This window comes from Candidatus Borreliella tachyglossi, from assembly GCF_003076595.1.
GTDB classification, from domain to species: domain Bacteria; phylum Spirochaetota; class Spirochaetia; order Borreliales; family Borreliaceae; genus Borrelia; species Borrelia tachyglossi.
On sequence record NZ_CP025785.1, the window covers coordinates 126,777 to 146,447 of the forward strand.

14 protein-coding genes are annotated in these 19,671 nt (G+C 31.2%); 2 read left to right on the forward strand and 12 right to left on the reverse strand.

Annotated features, from left to right (window positions below; all coding sequences use genetic code 11):
* Positions 1–3: 3 nt before the first annotated feature.
* The 6 genes from cmk to CR532_RS00685 are packed head-to-tail and all read right to left on the reverse strand — an operon-like array spanning position 4 to position 6,935.
* The gene (gene cmk, locus CR532_RS00660; RefSeq protein WP_108728923.1) at positions 4–663 is read right to left on the reverse strand and encodes a (d)CMP kinase; all 660 of its coding nucleotides are present in this window, start codon (positions 661–663) and stop codon (positions 4–6) included.
* Complete coding sequence (locus tag CR532_RS00665; protein WP_375537731.1) at positions 660–1,397, reverse strand: pseudouridine synthase; 738 nt, start codon at positions 1,395–1,397, stop codon at positions 660–662. Before CR532_RS00665 ends, cmk begins: the two co-directional genes overlap by 4 nt.
* Entirely contained in the window at positions 1,378–2,172 is a 795-nt protein-coding gene (locus tag CR532_RS00670; protein ID WP_199911289.1) for a hypothetical protein, read from the reverse strand. Before CR532_RS00670 ends, CR532_RS00665 begins: the two co-directional genes overlap by 20 nt.
* Positions 2,150–3,241, reverse strand: coding sequence for a recombinase RecA (gene recA / locus CR532_RS00675; RefSeq protein WP_108728925.1), 1,092 nt, complete (start codon positions 3,239–3,241; stop codon positions 2,150–2,152). The genes CR532_RS00670 and recA overlap by 23 nt, the downstream gene beginning before the upstream one ends.
* Positions 3,242–3,255: 14 nt before the next feature.
* Positions 3,256–5,955, reverse strand: a complete 2,700-nt coding sequence (gene greA / locus CR532_RS00680; protein WP_108728926.1) for a transcription elongation factor GreA — start codon at positions 5,953–5,955, stop codon at positions 3,256–3,258.
* 35 nt (positions 5,956–5,990) lie between these two features.
* On the reverse strand, positions 5,991–6,935 hold the full coding sequence (locus CR532_RS00685; protein WP_108728927.1) for a tetratricopeptide repeat protein: 945 nt from the start codon (positions 6,933–6,935) through the stop codon (positions 5,991–5,993).
* Between the two features lie 192 nt (positions 6,936–7,127).
* Between CR532_RS00685 and CR532_RS00690 the strand changes: the two genes are divergently transcribed.
* Positions 7,128–8,243, forward strand: coding sequence for a tetratricopeptide repeat protein (locus CR532_RS00690; RefSeq protein WP_108728928.1), 1,116 nt, complete (start codon positions 7,128–7,130; stop codon positions 8,241–8,243).
* Between the two features lie 52 nt (positions 8,244–8,295).
* Here the strand turns inward: CR532_RS00690 and hisS are convergent, their stop codons facing one another.
* Positions 8,296–9,666 (reverse strand): histidine--tRNA ligase, encoded by a 1,371-nt coding sequence (hisS, locus tag CR532_RS00695; RefSeq protein WP_108728929.1) that lies wholly within the window; start codon positions 9,664–9,666, stop codon positions 8,296–8,298.
* Between the two features lie 132 nt (positions 9,667–9,798).
* Between hisS and CR532_RS00700 the strand changes: the two genes are divergently transcribed.
* Positions 9,799–11,676: a PASTA domain-containing penicillin-binding protein gene (locus CR532_RS00700; RefSeq protein ID WP_108728930.1), complete on the forward strand. Its 1,878-nt coding sequence runs from the start codon at positions 9,799–9,801 to the stop codon at positions 11,674–11,676.
* A gap of 4 nt (positions 11,677–11,680) precedes the next feature.
* Here the strand turns inward: CR532_RS00700 and CR532_RS00705 are convergent, their stop codons facing one another.
* The 5 genes from CR532_RS00705 to CR532_RS00725 form a co-directional block, all read right to left on the reverse strand.
* A complete protein-coding gene (locus CR532_RS00705; RefSeq protein WP_108728931.1) occupies positions 11,681–13,573 on the reverse strand; it encodes an AMP-binding protein in 1,893 nt (630 codons plus the stop codon).
* A 198-nt stretch (positions 13,574–13,771) separates the two neighbouring features.
* Entirely contained in the window at positions 13,772–14,065 is a 294-nt protein-coding gene (locus CR532_RS00710; RefSeq protein ID WP_108728932.1) for a PG0541 family transporter-associated protein, read from the reverse strand.
* A gap of 12 nt (positions 14,066–14,077) precedes the next feature.
* The gene (locus CR532_RS00715) at positions 14,078–17,335 is read right to left on the reverse strand and encodes an efflux RND transporter permease subunit (protein WP_108728933.1); all 3,258 of its coding nucleotides are present in this window, start codon (positions 17,333–17,335) and stop codon (positions 14,078–14,080) included.
* A 17-nt stretch (positions 17,336–17,352) separates the two neighbouring features.
* Positions 17,353–18,318: an efflux RND transporter periplasmic adaptor subunit gene (locus CR532_RS00720; protein ID WP_108728934.1), complete on the reverse strand. Its 966-nt coding sequence runs from the start codon at positions 18,316–18,318 to the stop codon at positions 17,353–17,355.
* 11 nt (positions 18,319–18,329) lie between these two features.
* Positions 18,330–19,640, reverse strand: coding sequence for a TolC family protein (locus tag CR532_RS00725; RefSeq protein ID WP_108728935.1), 1,311 nt, complete (start codon positions 19,638–19,640; stop codon positions 18,330–18,332).
* Positions 19,641–19,671 lie beyond the last annotated feature (31 nt).

Here is a 19,671-nt window from a genome sequence, read left to right on the forward strand (position 1 = left end):
TCTCTATAACATTTTTTTCAAATTAAAAGTCTCTATGATAATACGGCATACATCTTCCAAGCATTTATAGCTTGTATCAATATAAAAAACATCTGCAGCTAATTTCAATTTACCATACTCTCTATTCTTATCAATTTCATCCCGCCTTCCTAGTGCTTGCTCTAACTCCTCCAAAATTATATCTCCATCTCTTTGCTTATATCGCCTTAAAGCACGCACTTTAACAGAAGCATCAAGATATACTTTAAATTCAGCTTCTGGAAAAACTACAGTAGTAATATCCCTACCCTCTATTATATAATTATCATTCCCTAATTTAACTATTTCTTTTAACTTTTTATTCACAATATGCCTAATGCCACCATAAGAAGAATAAAGAGAAACTTGGAGATCTATTTTTTCATTTAAAATATGAGTTACAATATTTTCACCATTAAGCAAAAAATGAACACCGTTAAATTTTATATCATTTTGAGAAATAAGTTCCAAAACTTTGCTCTCGCTAAGCAAATCATATTCATTTAGAGTAAACTTTTGAGCAATTAAAGTTATTACCCTATAAAGATACCCAGAACTAATAAACTTAAAATTCAATCTCATTCCCAGCTCTTCAGCAATAGTACTTTTTCCTGAAGCTGAAGGGCCATCAATTGCAATTATCATTTAGCACCTCTTAAAAGCTTCAACTTTAATTTATTAACCCTAGATAAAGGAACAACTCCAATATGCCCTTCTTTTAAATTATCCAATTTGATATTACCTATTCTAATTCTGTGAACCTTATTTAAAAAAATATTTCTACTTAAAAAGACTTTTCGAATCTCTCTGTTCTTACCCTCCGTTAAAACCAACCTAACAGAATTATTGCTAAGAATAGTATAAGATTTCAACTTAAAAATTTCTTTATCTATTTTGATTCCCCGTTTAAAATTAATAAGCAAATTTTCATCAATATCCCGCTTCGCCTCAACAATATATTCTTTTTCAACCTCACCCCTAGGATGAACAATACTATTTGCAAATTGCCCATCATTAGTAAAAAGCAACAAACCTGAACTTTTAAAATCAAGTCTACCAATTGAGAATAGACGTTCGCTAAATAAAGGTTGCACTAAAGATATTGCTAATTTTCTTCCACTTGGATCAAAATTAGCACACAAATAATTTTTAGGTTTATTAAGAGCTATATAAACCTTGTTTTTAAGCCCAGACTCTTTAAAAACAAATATATGTCTCTTATACTTGACACTATCCCCTAAAATTACCCTATCTCCGAGCTTTGCAACCTTACCGTTTATTTTTACAAGATTTTTTCTTATCAGCTCCTCACAAAATCTCCTAGAACCTATACCTTTGCCTGCCAAAAAAACATGAACTCTAAGCCCTCTGCTGTTCATATTTGTCAATATCCTTTCCTTTCTTTAAAATTAGTTTCCCATTTATATAAACCAAATCTACAATATTCGACATTTTATATTCAAGAGCAATCAAAAAGTAGCAAAATCTTTTAAAAAAATAATATTTGTCATCAGAATCCAATAAAATCTCAAAAATAAAACTATTCTCTTTCTTTAAAATTGAAATAATCTTTATTTTTTTATCTAAAATTCTAGAATCATATATACTCGGGATAATCTTCACCCTAAATTTATCATCAAGAATATCGTCACAATTTTTATCCTTCTTTACTACTCCAATTCTACTCTTAAATTCTTTCACTTTAAACCTACAATTCAAAGCATTATCTACACACTCTGAAAAGACGTTAATTCCTTCAAAAAAAGATTTCTTAGACCCAGATATTATCCCACCTTTTAAATTCCGCTTCACTTTAGACGATTTATACTTTTCACTGAAAGTTATTAATTTCCGAATTATCTCCTTTTCAGCCAGTCTTTTATTCTTTAATTTTACTGGATAAAGAATTTGAGTCTTTAAATAAAGCAAACTACTTATTAAAGAATAAAACTTAATTAATTCTTTAATATCTATTTCAATACCATCAGAGAATACCAAAAAATCTTCTATTATCTTGTTCAAATCAAAAGTCTTTAAAATCTCCCTTTCATTTCTTATATAATCAAAGAAATTTTCTATTCCCCCTTTAAAATCATTACAAGTAATCAAATAACTATCCAAACTTGTTATTTTATTCTTTATTTTGCTTAACATTAAGTTTGCCAACTTCAAGAGAATCCGTACTTAAACCTTCAAAAATTATCCCTCTAAGCTTACTTTCAAGATCATCAGTAAGATTCTGCTCTTTAATGAGATAATTAATAACACCCTCTCTACCCTGTCCCAATTTATCATCTCCCATAGAATACCAAGAACCTGTTTTCTGTATCAAATTATACTTAACTGAAGCATCCAATATACTAGCCTCACGAGAAATACCTTTCCCAAAATAAATCACAAGCTCTACTTTACGAAAAGGAGGGGCTACTTTATTCTTTACAACCTTAACTCTGACCTTATTACCAATAATATCATCAGCAGAACTTCCCGTTACCTGATCAATTTTCCTAACCTCAAGACGAAGAGAAGAATAAAATTTTAAAGCATTCCCTCCAGTAGTAGTCTCTGGACTGCCAAATATAACGCCTATTTTCATTCTTATCTGATTGATAAACATAATACAAGTATTAGACTTTGAGAGTATCCCTGTGATCTTCCTTAAAGCCTTACTCATTAATCTTGCCTGTAATCCAATCTGAAAATCTCCCATTTCTCCATCAATTTCCGCCTGTGGTGTTAAAGCTGCAACAGAATCGACAACAATCAAATCAACTCCACCACTTCTAATTAAATATTCAGCAATCTCAAGTGCTTGCTCACCTGTATCGGGCTGACTAAGCCAAAGTTCAGCAATATTTACACCCAAAGCCTTTGCATAAGCAGGATCAAGAGCATGTTCAGCATCAATAAAAGCTGCTATACCACCACATTTTTGAACCTCAGCAATCGCTTGAAGAGTTAAAGTAGTCTTACCAGAAGATTCAGGGCCAAAGATCTCTACTATTCTCCCCTTCGGATATCCCCCAACACCAAGTGCCTCATCAAGCAAAATAGAACCACTTGATATGCTTTCTATACCCTTACCCACAGGAAATTCGCCCATCTTAATAAGACTCCCCTTTCCAAAATCTTTCTCTATTTGAATCCTAGCAAGCTCAATGGCCTTCTCTTTATTTAATTTATCATCTACAGAAACCTCTATTTTACCTTTTAATTTCGACATCTTTCCTCTTCTAACTATTTTTGGTAGGGTTCTATTTTTTTAACACAATATCGGAAACGAGTATTGTTTATTACAAAATCAAGATGATCACCTTCTTTTGAGTCTAGCAAATTTTCTCCAAAAGGCGATTTATAAGAGATAACACCCTCATCAGGATTAGACTCCCAAGGTCCAAATATCAAATAAGACTCTTCCTTATCGGTATCTTCATTTAAAATAGTAACTTTTGTTCCAAACCCAACAACAGAACTTTGAAGCTCCTTAGTATCAATAACCTTTGCAACATCTATCTCTGACATAAGAGAATTTAATCTCTTTGTTAAAAACTGTTGCCTTTCCTTTGCAGAGTGATATTCTGCATTCTCCTTTAAATCACCAAGCTCACGAGCCTTACCAATTTCTTTAGAATTCTCTGGTATTTCCACATCCTTTAGGTGCTGTAGTTCCTTCTGCTTCCTATTAAAAGAACTCAAAATAGTCAAAAATCCTACTTCAACTTTGTCTCCTGATACTTGCATTTTCTCATCTTCAAATTCAATATTACTAAAGACAGTTCTTATTACAGTCTTAATGTCTAAAAGATCCTTAGGTGGAAAATCTTTTATATAAAAACAAGTCATATACACTCTCTTAGCAAGCTCCTCATCCATAACCTCACCTAAAACCATGCTAAGATATTGATCCTTAACTAAAAGATTGATTACCATCTTATAAATTCTCTTATTAGCAACAGAATTATTTTTATTGTTAATCTTAACAACACTCTCTGTTAAAATCTTGATTAAATTTACCAGCAACTCTGAATCGGAATAATTCAAACTAAGAGAATAAGAATTATGATGCTTTAAAATCCAAATATACGCATCTTTATAAATTTTGTAATTTTTTATAACATAGTTAAAAAGCTGTTCAGTTTCTTTGACATCTTCCTTGTAAAGAGAATCTATCAATTTCTTATTAACAGAATACGGAAAAAGTTGCTTATAATAGGAAACCCAATCAATCAGTTCTTCCTTAACTAAAGATATTAACTCTTTCTTAATTTCTGCATTCAAAATTGAATTAAAAAGATCTACTATACTCTTAGAATATTCCCTTAATAAAACCTCTAAGTTAATATCTTTTTCAATATTAACCTTCAAAGCAAGTTCACTTTCAGAATTCTTTAAAGATTTAAGTATCACATAAGAACTTATAACATGATGATCAACTTTCGTAAAATTATTAACATAAATTAAAAAATAATTAAGCATTTCCTCCTCAACATGCAATTCCTTAGCAACACCACTAACATTGCAATAGTTCATAAAAATTTCATATCTTTTGTAAAAATCCTTCTCTACTTTAAATTTATCATAAACCTTTTCATTAAAGTTAGAAGCCCTTTCATTATATATATAACAGTCAGCCTTTCCAGATGCCATTACAAAATGGGGATTATCTTTCAAAATTTGCTTAGCCTTTATGCTCCATGCATTCCACACGCTCTGAGTCATTAAACTTGGAACAAGTTCTTTTTTTATGCCCTTAAGATCAATTGATTTATAACTTTTAATAATCACTCTTAAGGCCCATTCAATATCTTTTTTAAGGTTCTCTATAAGCTCTTCCTTTGGCTTAATTGCCTTCAAAACTCGAATATCTTCTCTCTCAAGAGGCGCTAGAGCAGATATAGCCATATCAAAACTAATAAAATGTCCCCGCTTAGAAATAAAATCAACCAAAATGCCTTGATCGCTTACATCCTTAACTATTCCAACAGACCAAGTTTGATGATATACAAAATTTCCCTTAGCAAAAAATAAATATTTTTCAAAATCAGAATAAGCATCAACAAAATTTTTATCCAAATTTTCAATATCAGATTTCTCAAGATATTCCTCAATATTTTTAATGCCTTTATACTTCTCTCTTAAAAAGATAACTAAATTTTCCCTTGCTTTCTGATTTTTATTATCCAGCTTTAAAATGCCCTTTAAAATTTCTATTGTCCCATCAGTATTTTCACTTACAGAATAATGCTCATATAAATCCTCATAAAGAACTATGGCCTTTTTAAATCCAAGCTCCTTTTCAACCTTTTGAAGTATAAGAAGAAAAGAATCGAAATCATCAGATACATACCTGATCAGCTTAGACCACACCTCTCTAATACCCGACATCTGTTTTTTATCAATAAAACGGTAAATAGCTTTTCTAAAAAAATATATTGATTTTTGTAAATCAATATTCTCATAATGAGTTGCAAGCTGTCTCACAACTGTAGTATCGTCAACATCAGCCTCAACAATACGAACCCAAATATCTGGCAGTTTATCACTCTCGTTATTTTGAGTATATATCTTTGCGAGAGTATAAAGTGCATGCTTATTTTCAGAAGTTCTCAACATCTTGTGACATATATGTTCAACAAGTGACCACTTCAAATTTTGAGAAAACAAGTCAACAACCGTCAGCAAGCTCATATCATTAAGTGGTCTTCTACTATATATAAGCATACCTGAAATATAAAGACCAGCAATACTTTTCTTGATATCCTTTAAATGCTTACCACAAATATCTAAAGCCTCTTCTGTTAAATTTTCAGAAATTATGTTATCTATTAATTCATCCAATTCCCTTACCTTAGCAAGAGAATAGTTATTAACAACTATCCGTGTCCACTTATCTTCTTGCAAAATATTATCTAATTTTTCTATAGTAATATTAGACATTAAACTCTCCTAATACCAGTTTTATTCAAACCAACTTAATTCACATACTGCTGATATATTCCTATATCCACTTCTTTAATATAAGATAAAATTTCATCAATCCGCACCCGATCTTCCTTTATCCTCACATAATGATCAATAAGCCAAAAATACTTATTAATAAGCCTTGGCAATAATATACTCTCATTTATTGACCTATAAGACTTCTCTTTAAGCTCATTCCGTAGACTATAAACAGACTGCTTCAAATGCCCCAGCTCAATAGGTCTTAATTCTCGCTTTATGTTAAAAACACCATTTAGTGCCCCATAAACAGGTATCCATTCCTTAATAAGAGTATCGGAAATATTTCTATCGCCTCTAATAGCCTCTATTAACTTAAGTATCATCTCAGACTCCAGAGCCTCTACATCTATCCTCTGAGGATTAATAAAAAAAGCCTCTCTAAATAAGACTTTAGCTTCCTTAATCTCATCAATAAGAGCATAAGAATCAGCAAGTTCAGCTATTACATCTGAATTTTCTTTAACATCTCCTAATACCTGTAAAAAAACGCCTATAGCCCTCTCATAATCACCCATTCCCTTGTAAGACTTAGCAATCTTTATTAAAATGTCTAAATTTTCTGGCTGTAATTTATATATATTTTTATATATGCCTAAGCATAACTGAAATACAAAATATTTAATTGCATTACGACCCTGAATAAAATCGAAACTCATTTTTTTTAAATATCTTCTCGCAAAATTATTCCATTCTCTTACCAGAAATTCCGCTTTCTCATAGTCTTGGCCTATCCTATCAAGGCTTTCAACCTGACCATTCCAATATACAGAACTTTTCAAAGCCGTCAAAATCTCAACATTGTCAAAATCCAAGGAATGCGCCTCTTCTGACTTCATCAAAGCTGCCCTAAAGTCACCTTTTCTAAAGTTTGAATAAATATCCTTAATTAATTCTGAGATTTTTTCTGATGACACATTCCACCACTTTAAAAGTCTAATATATAAATATATATAAATTCCCAATGAGTTTATATAATTATAACATTAATAAATTTTTAGTCAAACGGGTCTTTTAAAGCAAAAAACAATATTCTATTTATTATTTTTTTAAGATAAAATCTATATATATCACATTAAAAATAAGATTATGAGGGTAACTTCAACTTTATGGAATATAATAAAATTATTAACAAATCTATCCGATATTACAACTCTCATAAATATTCAGAGGTAGTAAAACTATTAGAAAAAGAAATTTTCTTCTATAAGAATTACTACTTTTATCATTATATTTTAGGAATGGCTTATCTTAGAATGGGAAATTTAGGAAATGCCCAGACATATTTAAGGAAGGCTTATACTTTAAACCCAACAGATCCAGACGTAAAGCAATCAATTGCAATATTATTAGTAACTCAAGGCAAAGAAGATAAGGCTATACAAATATGGCTTAAAATGATAGAAGAAAATCAAGAGATAAAACGCTCAGAGCTATCTTTAGAAACTATTCGTAGAACTCCAATTCAGGGAGCACTATTTTCTAATAAAAATAAACTATATGACAAACTATTCCCAGAAATCAAAGCAAAAATAGGAAAAAGTCTATTCGACTCAATAAAAATATTAGTAGGATTTATGTCCCTAATATTAGCAATATTCTTAATTGTAAACTCCGAAGAATTAATTACATTACCTTTAAGCTCTAGCCCAAAAGCCAAAAAAGCCAAAAACAACATTGCTGCATATATTGATGACATCAAAATCAATGACAAAGAAAAGATTGAAAACGATGAAGGGCAATTTGTGTTTATACTAACTGAAACTGAAATCAAAAATTCATTTCAACAAATAAAAACTCACTTAAAGGCAGGTAAAGACAATTTTGCAACAATCGAAATAAATAAGATATTAAACTCAAATGCATCAGAATCAATTAAACTCAAAGCCAAGAACCTTGCAAGTTTTATCTCAAAACCAGATTTTATTACATTTAACGATTACTTGGATTTAAAAGAAATTCAAAAAACTCCTCTAATTTACTCAAATGTATATGTCAAATGGGAAGGCATTGTAAACAATATTGAGAAAAAAAATAACATAATTTATTTTGATTTTTATGTAGGATATAATAAAAGCGCCCTTGAAGGTATAATCACAACAAAAACAACTTTTGATATTGATATTGACTTTAAAGATTCTGTTGAAATACTTGGACAAATAGATTATACCAAAAATAATCTTGTGCTAAACGCAATCACAATCCGCAAAATAGAAAAGAGTTGATTTTTTGCTGACTATAAATATGCCTCTCAAGTCAAGTTTCAATACTTTTAGATTAAAAAGGTGTACATAAAAATTTATCATTCCCCTTAATAACTTTTATAGCCTCATTAAAAGATACTAGTAACTCTTCCTTTCTAGTTAAATCTCTAACCTTTATCTTATTTTTTCTATATTCCTCTTGACCAACAAAAACCAAGAACCTTATTTCCTTATTAAAAGCATATTCTATTTGATCCTTGATATTTTTGCCATCCTTATTTTTAGGATATACTTCACAAGCAATATTATTCAGCTTGGAATAATCATGTCTTCTAAACTTATCCGCAAGTTTATAATAATAATCTTGCAAACTACTGTCTATATTAACAATTAATACTCTAGAACTGGCCTTAACAACAAATAACTTGATATAGCTAAATTTTTCAAGCTCAATTACATCTCCAATCCTATTAATACCAAAAGAACCTCCAACTCCTGAAACCTTTCGCAAGGAACTCGAAAATGATGAAAGCAAATTATCATATCTTCCACCACTGCAAACGCTTCCCATATTAATACCCAACATTTCAGCTTCAAATACAATTCCAGTGTAATAATCAAGTCCTCGAACTATTTTAAGATTAAAATTAAAAGCATCTTGAATCCCTAATAAACTCAGATGCGCAAAAACATCTTCAATTCTCTTAATAGCATTATTTTGGCCCAGAATGCCTTTTAAAGCTTCTAACTTATCCCAAAAAGTGCCCTTTAAGCCTATAAACTCTAATATTAAATTGACATGCTCTTCGTTTAGCTCTACAAGTAAAGCCTCTCTTGCACTGTCAATTCCTATCTTGTCCAATTTATCTATATTTCTTAAAATAAAGACAGCCTTATCATTTAATTCCAACTTATCAATATAAGAATTCAATATCCCAATATGAGAGAACTGGATAACAAACCTTCTATTAATTCCTTCTATGAAATTTAAAAAAATCTCTTCAAGTCCAAAATAAACAACAGATAAAATTTCAGCATCACTCCGATAATTATCCTCACCAACTATATCAAAATCAAATTGCATAAATTCTCTATATCTGCCCTTCTGAGTTTTCTCACCTCTGAATACCTTTCCTATTTGAGACCGCTTGAAAGGAAATTTAAGCTTCGTTCTATTAGTGGCTACAAATCTTGCAAAAGGAACCGTCAAATCAAAACGCATAGAAACATCTCTCTCACCGTTATCTTTAAATCGATAAGTTTGCTTTTCTGCCTCATCACCACCCTTCCTTAAAAGAAACTCAGAATACTCAAGTACAGGGGTATCTATTAAATCAAAATTATACGAATTAAGAACACTATATATTTGTCTTATAATATGCGTACGAATTAACGCTTCCTTTGGCAAATAATCCTTAAACCCTCTTAAAGTCCTAACATTCACTATAGTTGAACCTCTTTCAAATTTAATTTTTCATAATATAATATTATAAATATGAGAAAAATTAATCAAACATTAATATTAAAATTTCTAACATTTAAAGGCTATTATGCAAGGAGCAACTAAAAATACTTAATGGCTAAACATTCTATTAGTAAATTAAGATTAAATATAGTCCTTATAATTTTTTTATTAATAGTACTGTTTACCATTAATAAATATTTTATGCTAATGTCTTCAAAAGATATATCATATTTCTCTCATAGCATAAATAACATCTCAAGAAGAGGCAATATTTATGATAGAAATGGCAAAGTGGTAGCTTTCTCTTCAAAATCATATTCAGTTGGAACAGATCCCACAAAGATAAGTAATATTGTAAACACATCAGAAACCCTTGGTGCAATACTTAAGATTGAGTCTCAAATACTTAAACAAAGATTGTCTTCAAAAAAAGGATTTATATATATTAAAAGAAAAGTAACAAGGGAAGAATCTGAGCTAATTAAAAGAATTCAATTAGAAGGAAGATTAAAAGACATTGCACTTTATCCAGACTATACAAGAATCTATCCATTCAGGGAACTGACCAGCAATATTACAGGATTCGTTGGAATTGACAACATTGGGCTTACGGGTATCGAGCTATCCCTAAATAGCACACTAAATGAAGATTTGACAAAGCAGCAATCTATCAACGAAAAATTAAGCACACATAACATATACTTAACAATAGACATAGACCTTCAAAGAAGTATAAATCAGATAGCCAAAAAATACTTCAACGAAAATAATCCCGAAAGCATGATTGCTATGGTAATGGATGCTAAGAATGGAGAAATTTTATCGATGCTTCAATTCCCACAATACGATGCCAATTACTATTCGGAATATCCTAAGGACACATGGAATAATTTTGCCACATCCCTCACCTATGAACCTGGAAGTATTAATAAAATTTTTACAGTTGCTATCATATTAGACAGTGGTCAGCTAAAATTAAATGAAAAATTTTTAGATAACGGCATATATCAAAAAAAGTTCAAGTCAGGAGAGATAGTCACAATTAAAACCTTAAATCCTCCTTATGGATATATCGATTCTAGTGGAATTTTAATTCACTCATCAAATGTAGGAATAGCTCACATTACAGAAAAAGTAAGTAATGAATATTTCTATAACAAACTTCTAGATTTTGGATTTGGGAAAAAAGTTGGATTTCCATTTCCTGGCGAGACAAAAGGCTTGCTAAATCATTATTCAAAATGGTCGGGACGAAGCAAAGCCACAATCGGATTTGGGCAAGAACTAGGCGTATCAGCTATCCAAATATTACAAGCTGCCAGCATACTAAGTAATAATGGAACTATGCTAAAACCCAAAATCATAAAAAAAATAAGTAATGAAACGGAAAATACAATTCAAGAATTTCAAAAAGAAGAAATTAGAAAAGTGATATCTAGTCATACAGCACAAGAAGTTTTAAAAATGATGAAAGAAGTTGTAAATAAAGGCGGAATACCAAGACTTAAGACAAAAAACTTAAACATTTCAGCAAAAAGTGGAACTTCACAAGTCATTGACAAAGCTACGGGAAAATATTCAGAAGAAGATTATACATCATCAATATTGGTAATATATCCTACAGAGCAGCCACAATACATTATATATATTGTGTACAGATATCCTAAAAAGATAATATATGGGACAAGAATTGCTGCACCAATGGCAAAAGAAATAATAGAGTTAATTGAATATCACAACAATAAAAACGAATTTAATAAAATTAAAATTCCCTCAAAAATTAGCATACCAAAACCCACAATAAAATATGAAAAAACCGAATACCTTCCAAACCTTATAGGAATCTCAAAAAGAGATTTAATGAGAATTTTAAAAACTTATACAAATATCAAAATAACCATAAAAGGAAACGGTTTCGTATACAAACAATCCAAATCCCCTAACACGAAATTAGAAGATATAAATGAGCTTGAAATAAATCTCAAATAACTTATTAAGAAAATAAGTTTTTTATTTCATTCCTATAAAAATTTAAAATATAGTTACGCTTAACATCCATCTTAATAGACATCTCCTTGCCCACTTCAAATGGCTTTTCTAAAAGAGTAAACTTCAATATCTGCTCAAAAGGCTTAAATCCATTGGTTTTATTAATAAGTTTTTTTATCTCATCATTAATGGCCTTAAGAACAATATTGTTTGCAATAATCTGATGTCTATTACTAGAATCAAGAATTTTTTGGCCTATACTTTCCAAATATTTATTTATTTCTTCAAAATTAGGAAGAATCAATGCTCCTAAAAACTTTTGATCTTGCCCAACAACAACAGCCTTTTCAATCAATAAAGACTCTTCAAGCTTAATTTCAATTGGAGCAGGCTCAATATTCTCCCCATTATTTAAAACAATAGTATCCTTTTCTCGGCCAATAATCTGAACAACATCATCCCTTGATAACTTAACAATATCGCCCGTATCCAAAAATCCATCAGAACCAATAACTTGTCTTGTGGTCTTCTCATCCTGGTAATATCCAATCATAACTTGAGGTCCTTTAATAAATAGAATTCCCTTTCCTGGTTTTTTAAGTTTGTTACCACTTTCATCTCTAATCTCAGCAATAGTTTCAGGCAATATTTTACCACAAGTTCCAAGTACCGTCCTTCCATACTCATTAGAAGCAACTCCAGGTGATGCTTCCGTTAGTCCATAAGCATTAGCAAGTTCAATTCCAATTGAGTTGAAAAAACGTACAACAGACAAAGACACACTGCCACCACCAGTAATCCCAACAACAAAATTATTACCCAAAACTTTTTTTATCTTATTAAAGATAACTAAATCACCCAAAATTTTAAAAGGGTATAAAATAACCAACCCTAAAATTCCTAAGATTTTTTTTACAGGAATCAACAAATTAACTCCATTGTCAGGATAGAAACCCAAAGTTATCCTATAACAGATATCATGCAGGCATGCTGCTTGAACAAAAAAGTTAAATAATACCCTTTCTAAGAATGGTTTCTTAGAAACTTCTTTAAAGATATTTTGCTTTATTGCAATCCAAAGTCTAGGAACAGCTGCAATATAATGAGGACTTACATTCTTAATATCATCAAGCATGCTTCTTGGAACAATGCTTGAAAACAAACAAGTTAGCCCCTTAAGGAAAATATTATAAGAAAATGCCCTCTGGAATGAATGCCAAATTGGTAAAATACACATAAATATTTGTCCCTCACTAGTATTAATCATCCGACTAAAACTAGATACCTGATAAAGAAAATTAGCGTGAGAAAGCATTACACCCTTAGGATTTCCCGTAGTGCCAGAAGTATATATGATTGTTGCCATATCATCGGGGTTAATGTTACCCAAAGCCTCAATAATATCCTCATCTCGCCTCGACTTCTCACCAATTAAAATGCACTCCTTATAGGTATAAATCTTAAAATCACCAAATCTCTCCCTATCCCCTGCCACCAAATCATCAATAACAATAATTGTAGGTTTTACCTTAAAATTAACCCTAGTAACCAAATCAAGAAGATTTAAATTCTCGACCACCAAGACATTAGGCAAAATAGAATTAATAATTACCTCAGCCTCAAAAAGAGTAACATCAGCCCCCTTAGGAACATCCACAGCACCTAAAGACAAGATTGCAAAATCTATGACACTCCATTCCATTCTATTCTCAGAACAAATAAATACTTTATCTTGGTATCCTAAATTCAGCTCTTTTAAGAATGATGCAAATTTAAAAACTAATGTTTTTAAATCTCTATAAGTAACACTAAGATACTTCCTATCACTCTTATATATTTGAGCGACTATATCACCGCGTTTATCAGCGATTGCGAAAAATGTTTTTACTATTGACATACAATCCTACTTAATACTTATAGTATTGACAACTTCATTATACCATACTTAACTTTTAGTTGCTTAAACTGTACTACAATCATTCTTATCAATAATTTTAGATAATTTAAAATATCAAAACATTAAAAATTAATATAAATCCGATTCTATCTCTCTGATAAACCTATACATTTGCCAAGAAATAAAATTGAAAATGTATTAACCACCTATAACAAAAAATTTAATTCCCTCTGTAGGGTATTCTTTCTCTAAAGTTTCTGCAGCTCTTTTTAGCCTCTCTACAATAATCAATTTATCAGTATAAACTATAATAATGAAATTTTCTTCAGGCCAAATTCCATTACCCTGCTTCTCTCCCTTGCTCCCTTTCCCATGAACATTATATATCTTAGAATAATATATTGGCTCGCCTAAATCCTTTTCTATTTTATTCATATATTCATGAAGATCAAGCTCTAAAGATATGTTAGAAATTATTTCTGCTCTATACATATAAACTCCTAATTAATCTTCATTCTCTTCAATAAAGAAATTATCATGATCATTATCATCTTTAACATTATTTTTATCGCTGTAAGTGTTATCTGCATTTTTTTGCGACAATTCCTTATTCTCGTAGTCCAAAATATTCTTATCAGTAGAATTTAATGATTTAAAAAGAATAAATTTTTTCCTAGAGGGCTTAGAAAAAACCTCAAAAATCATAGGAATAAAAAGCAAAGTAAGAAATGTGCTAGCAGTCATTCCACCAATAAACGTAAAAGCAATTGGCTTTACAAGCTCGCTACCACTAGAATCTGAGAATGCAAGAGGCACAAGACCTATTATTGACGTTAAGGCAGACATTAAAACTGGTCTAAATCTAGACCGACCACCCTCAACCACCGCCTCCCTAAGACCAACACCTCTCTTAAGCAATAAATTACTATAATCTACTAAAACAATGCCCGTATTAACAACAACCCCAACAAGCATAAGCATACCAACAGCCGTAAAAACAGAAATATTCTCTCTAGTTATCAAATAAATCAGTGCAACACCTATTGAAGTTAATGGAATTGTAAAAAGAATAATAAACGGCTTTAAAAGAGACTCAAATTGTGACGCCATTATTCCGAACACAAGCAAGATGGCCATAAAGATTATCAATGCAAATTGTCGCATATTCTTAGTAAATTCGCTGTACTCACCCTCAAAACTAACCGACACGCCATCCCTCTGGGGAACCTTATTAGTTACAAAATCCATTACCCTTGCTGTTATTAACCCTAGATTTTCACCTGGAGGAATGCCTGCTGTAAGATTAACCACCAAAGATTGATTTTCCCTTAAAATAGAGCTAACTCCTTTTGTTTTTCTAAGCTTAGCTATTGAAGAAAGAGGGATTTTAATACCAGATGCATTCGTAATAAATATTTTATCCAAATCTTTCAAATTAGCAACATCATCCCTACTCAGTCTAAGCACAATATCATAATTTAATCCATCTTCAATGTACTTTCCTGCCACAACTCCGTCAATATTAGCCTTAAGCTCTTTTGCAAGAGCGTTCATGTTAATTCCATAAGAGTAAGCCTTATCTCTATCTATATCTATATCAATTTGAAGCTCTTCTTCTCTTATATCAAGTCTAGGATTTACAAGCTCAGGAAATTCCTTCTTTAAAAGACTAACTAATAAACTTCCATATTCTCTTGCCGCCTCGAAGTTAGAAGCAATAACTTTAATACCAATAGGAGGACCACCAAGAGAACCTCCTCCTGAGGATGACCTAGAATTAAAGTTGGGATAAAGATCTTCAATCCGTTTAACAAATCTATAGTTAATACTTAATGGCTCTTCAAAAAGCTCTTTATTGCTCTCTTCCTTTAAAGGAAATGTAACCGTAAAAGACACTCTACTTGACTCTACGCTAGAAATGATACTCTTATAAAGCTTAAGTTCACTTTTGAGAATTTCAAGAAACTTATTCGCGTAAAAATTCGCATTTTCCAAGCTCATTTTATACGGAAGATCAACACCAAAAATAACTGAAGTATAATTAGAACTGGGCAAAAAAGATACATTTAACAAAGGAAATGAAGCTAAGCTTGCAATAAAACTAAAGAACACAATAAGCGAAAAAGTTATCTTGCGATTTAAAACATAATTTAACAACTTAACATAGAATACTTCTCCAATAGAATATGCGCCAGCAAAAAAATTATCAATTCGTTTAACAAATTCATTTTTGATAGGTTTTTGGAAAGTAGTATAAAGTCCAACATAATAGCTTGCAAGGACAGGAACTAAAAAAATTGCAACAAATAGAGAAGCTGTCAGAGATATAACAATAGTAAAAGCGAAATCTCTAACAAAATCGCCAATAATACCCAATTCAGACCTAAAAACAAGAACAGGTGCAAATACACAAATTGATGTTAAAGTTGAAGCAACAATTGGAAGCATCATTTCTTGCGTCCCAAGAATTGCAGCTGACATAAGCTTAGCACCCTTCTGCCTATATTTATATATATTATCTATTACAGCAATAGAACAATCGACAAGCATACCAACTCCCAAAGCAAGACCGGAAAGACTCATCATATTCAGCGAAACATCTGCAAAATACATTAAACAAAAGGTAAGAACAACAGCTAACGGTATTGAAATACCAACAATAATCGTAGCTCTAAAACTTCTTAAAAAGATAAGAATAATCAATAGCGCAAGAACTGCCCCATAATAAGCTGAATTTGTCACGGAAGAAATAGATTTTTTAATATATTCAGCAGTATCAAAACCAAGCTCTAAATATATATCTCTAGGTAGCGCACGCTTAATATCTTCAATCTCTACATTTAATGTGTCTGAAACAGCAATAGAATTCGCATCACTTTGCTTTTGTACGCCAATCAAAACAGAAGACTTACCATTATAATACTCATAACGCTCTAAATCTTTAAAAGTACTCTTAATATTTGCAATATCTTTAAGTCTTACCTGAACAAGAACATTATCATTTAAAGAATAATCGCCTGGCTTTCTATAAGCAACAACCACATTTTCCACATCCTTAATTGAAGTAAATTTTCCAGACACTTGTGCTAGATACTCTATCCCATTCTCTAATACATTACCAATTGACAACTCAAAATTCTGAGAAGAAATTACCGGCATTATTTCTGACAAAGTCAATCCATATGACTCCAACCTATTCTGAGAAATTTCAACCAAAACATACTTATCGCTACCACCAGATACTGATACAAGCCCAACTCCATTAAGCCTTTCTAGTTTGGGCTTAATGATGCTATCCGCATGCCTTCTAAGTTCTGAAACAGATCTATCTGAATAAATGACAAATGTTAATATCGGTATACTACTTGAATTAAATCTTGAAATTTTAGGTGACTCGACCTCTTTGGGTAAAAGATTCTTTGCAAACTCAAGCACATCTCTTATCTCATTTAAAGCCAAGTCTAAATTAGTTCCATGACGAAATTCAAGCGTAATAACGCTTGACCCTTTGGAAGAATTACTTCTTATCTTCTTTATGTTTTTCACCGAAGTAAAGCTACCCTCAAGTACGCTAGACACCCTTTCCTCAACTTCTTTTGGGGAAGCTCCCGGATAGCTCGTATAAACAGTTATTACTTTTTCTTCAATTGCAGGCAACAAATCTATCTTTAATCTCGAAAAAGTATAAACACTGATCATAGCCAATAACAAAAATAGTATTAGCATTGTTATTGGCTTATCAACAACCCTTTTTACCAACATACTTCTTCTCCAGGAAATTAAACATTGTCTTCAGCGACAATTCCATCTCGCGTGTCTACTAAATTTATATAAGCCCCGTCAGATAGAGCAGGCAGACCCTCAATTACAATTAAATCACCTTCATTAATCCCATCCCGAACAGATATAATATTATCCACCTCGAAATCTATCAAAAGAGGCACCATCTCAACTGTTTCTGTACTTTCATTCACCCTAAATGCAAAACTCTTACCATCTCGCTCAACAACAGCATTACTTGGAATTTTAACTACATTTTTTAAATGATTAGTAACAAGTTTAATCTTTACAAACATACCAACAATCATTTTTTTTGAATTATTACCCACAGGCTCAAGGTATATTTCGGCAGTACGACTCTTAAAATCTAACACAGGAGATACTTCTGAAACCTTTGCTCTAAATTTTTCATCGGGATAAGATTCGATCTCAATAATTGCATCATTACCAGCCTTGACATCTAAGATGTATTTTTCAGAAACATAAGTCCTAATCTGAGTCGTATCCATTTTACCTATCAAAGCAATACTTGCTTGAGGTCCAACTGTTTCCCCAACTTTATGGCCAACAGTTAAAATATTTCCAGAAATTGGTGCTCTTACTGGACTCTTTAAATAAAGGGCTCCTATCCTTGTTGGATCAAGTGTAGCAATTACTTGTCCTTTTGTTACATAAGTTCCAAGCTTCACGTTAAGAGATGTTATTTTTCCTGTAACATCGGGATATACATTTGCTTTAACTTTAGTATCTACATCACCATTTAAAGCAATATAATTACTTAAAATCCCTCTTCGAACTTTCATAACAATAACTGGAAATCTGTAGGGTTCGTCAACAGAATCATTTCCGTGCATATCTCCTTGAGCCTCGCTTCCAGTATTCTTACTACATGAAAAAGCAAACAGCAGACTTAAAAATAATACACAATACTTAACACCAAACCTCATATTAAGAATTAAATTCATATAACATCCTATCAATCTAACGCACTTATTAAATCTTTATATTCAAGTATTGCATTAGAATAATTTAGTTTATCTCTTATAAACTGTAAATCACTCTGTTTATAAGTAAATTCAATATCATTAAATTTTAAAAGATCTATTGCACCTGCATTAAAGGAATCAAAAGCTAGCTGATAATTTTTCCTAGCTAATTCCAAATTCATCTTAGAGGCATCCAAAATAGACTTATATTTCCTTACATCTTTACGTTTATGAATAATATTAGACTTAAATTCACGAATTTTATTTGCAACTTGATTTTTCACTATCTCTAATTGATAATCTTTATCCCATATATTTGTAAAGCTTTTTGAGAATGGTAAAATTTCAGTTAAATTATATTTTAATCCCAAAGAAGCAGAAAAACCATTCTTTAATAAGCCACTTGAATTACTACTAAAAGAAATAGATGGAGCATAAGATAGCGAGAACGAAAAACTTGGCAAAAAAGTATCTAGCCAAATAGCATCAAGAGACTTTTGAACAATCTTATAAGAATTATTTAATGTTTTAACATCTAGTTGTTCATTAATATCTATGACCTCATTAAATAATGAAAAGTCTAGTATCTCATCTGATAATTCCCCTATAGTCTCAAAATCTTGCAAGGCATCCAACCCTACCAATAATTTAAATCCTTCTTTTAACTTTTCAAAATTAATTACCTGCTCATCTAAAGCAGGCTGAGCTTTGGCATACTTAAGCTTAGCATCAAGATAGTCTATTTCTGACAAAAGTCCATTATCATAAGAAATCCGAGCTTGCTCAAATTTAAGTTTGCTATTTTTAAGCTGAATCTCAAAAACTTTTAAGGTACTCTTTAAGGCTATTAACTGATTATACATCTTAAGGACGCCTAATCTAATATTTTTAACAGCCTTTTCTCTGTCTATCTTAGCATTCTCATAATCAAGAACGGTAAGTTGAATTTTTTTTAAAACAGACGGAGATATAGTAAAGCCAGCAGAAACACCAAATCCCAGTCCCCAATAATCCCTCTCTTCTGCATTGGGTATAGAAGAGCTCGACCTTGAAAGATTTGCACTAGCGCCTAAATTTGGAACAAATACATTCCAAGAATTATCTTTATATAACTTTTTTATCTTTTCTTTATATTCGGCATTTTTAGAATCCAAATTATTTTCTAAAGCCATACGAACAGCATCTTCAGGAGATATTTTCATAGTTTCTGCATAAGAAGACACCAAAACAAAAATTAATGCTAACCTTTTAATATTGGCCTCCTCCAACAAATACAAAAAACTAAAACCAAATGTTGGCATGCATACTACAGTATCATATAGTAATACTATT

Bases quoted from the DNA above. Each gene is read 5' to 3' on its own strand.
- CR532_RS00670 (WP_199911289.1), bottom strand. From the start codon at position 2,172: ATGTTAAGCAAAATAAAGAATAAAATAACAAGTTTGGATAGTTATTTG.
- CR532_RS00690 (WP_108728928.1), top strand. From the start codon at position 7,128: ATGGAATATAATAAAATTATTAACAAATCTATCCGATATTACAACTCT.
- CR532_RS00720 (WP_108728934.1), bottom strand. From the start codon at position 18,318: ATGAATTTAATTCTTAATATGAGGTTTGGTGTTAAGTATTGTGTATTA.
- CR532_RS00715 (WP_108728933.1), bottom strand. From the start codon at position 17,335: ATGTTGGTAAAAAGGGTTGTTGATAAGCCAATAACAATGCTAATACTA.
- CR532_RS00665 (WP_375537731.1), bottom strand. From the start codon at position 1,397: ATGAACAGCAGAGGGCTTAGAGTTCATGTTTTTTTGGCAGGCAAAGGT.
- CR532_RS00700 (WP_108728930.1), top strand. From the start codon at position 9,799: ATGGCTAAACATTCTATTAGTAAATTAAGATTAAATATAGTCCTTATA.
- CR532_RS00710 (WP_108728932.1), bottom strand. From the start codon at position 14,065: ATGTATAGAGCAGAAATAATTTCTAACATATCTTTAGAGCTTGATCTT.
- greA (WP_108728926.1), bottom strand. From the start codon at position 5,955: ATGTCTAATATTACTATAGAAAAATTAGATAATATTTTGCAAGAAGAT.
- cmk (WP_108728923.1), bottom strand. From the start codon at position 663: ATGATAATTGCAATTGATGGCCCTTCAGCTTCAGGAAAAAGTACTATT.
- CR532_RS00705 (WP_108728931.1), bottom strand. From the start codon at position 13,573: ATGTCAATAGTAAAAACATTTTTCGCAATCGCTGATAAACGCGGTGAT.
- CR532_RS00725 (WP_108728935.1), bottom strand. From the start codon at position 19,640: ATGCCAACATTTGGTTTTAGTTTTTTGTATTTGTTGGAGGAGGCCAAT.
- recA (WP_108728925.1), bottom strand. From the start codon at position 3,241: ATGTCGAAATTAAAAGGTAAAATAGAGGTTTCTGTAGATGATAAATTA.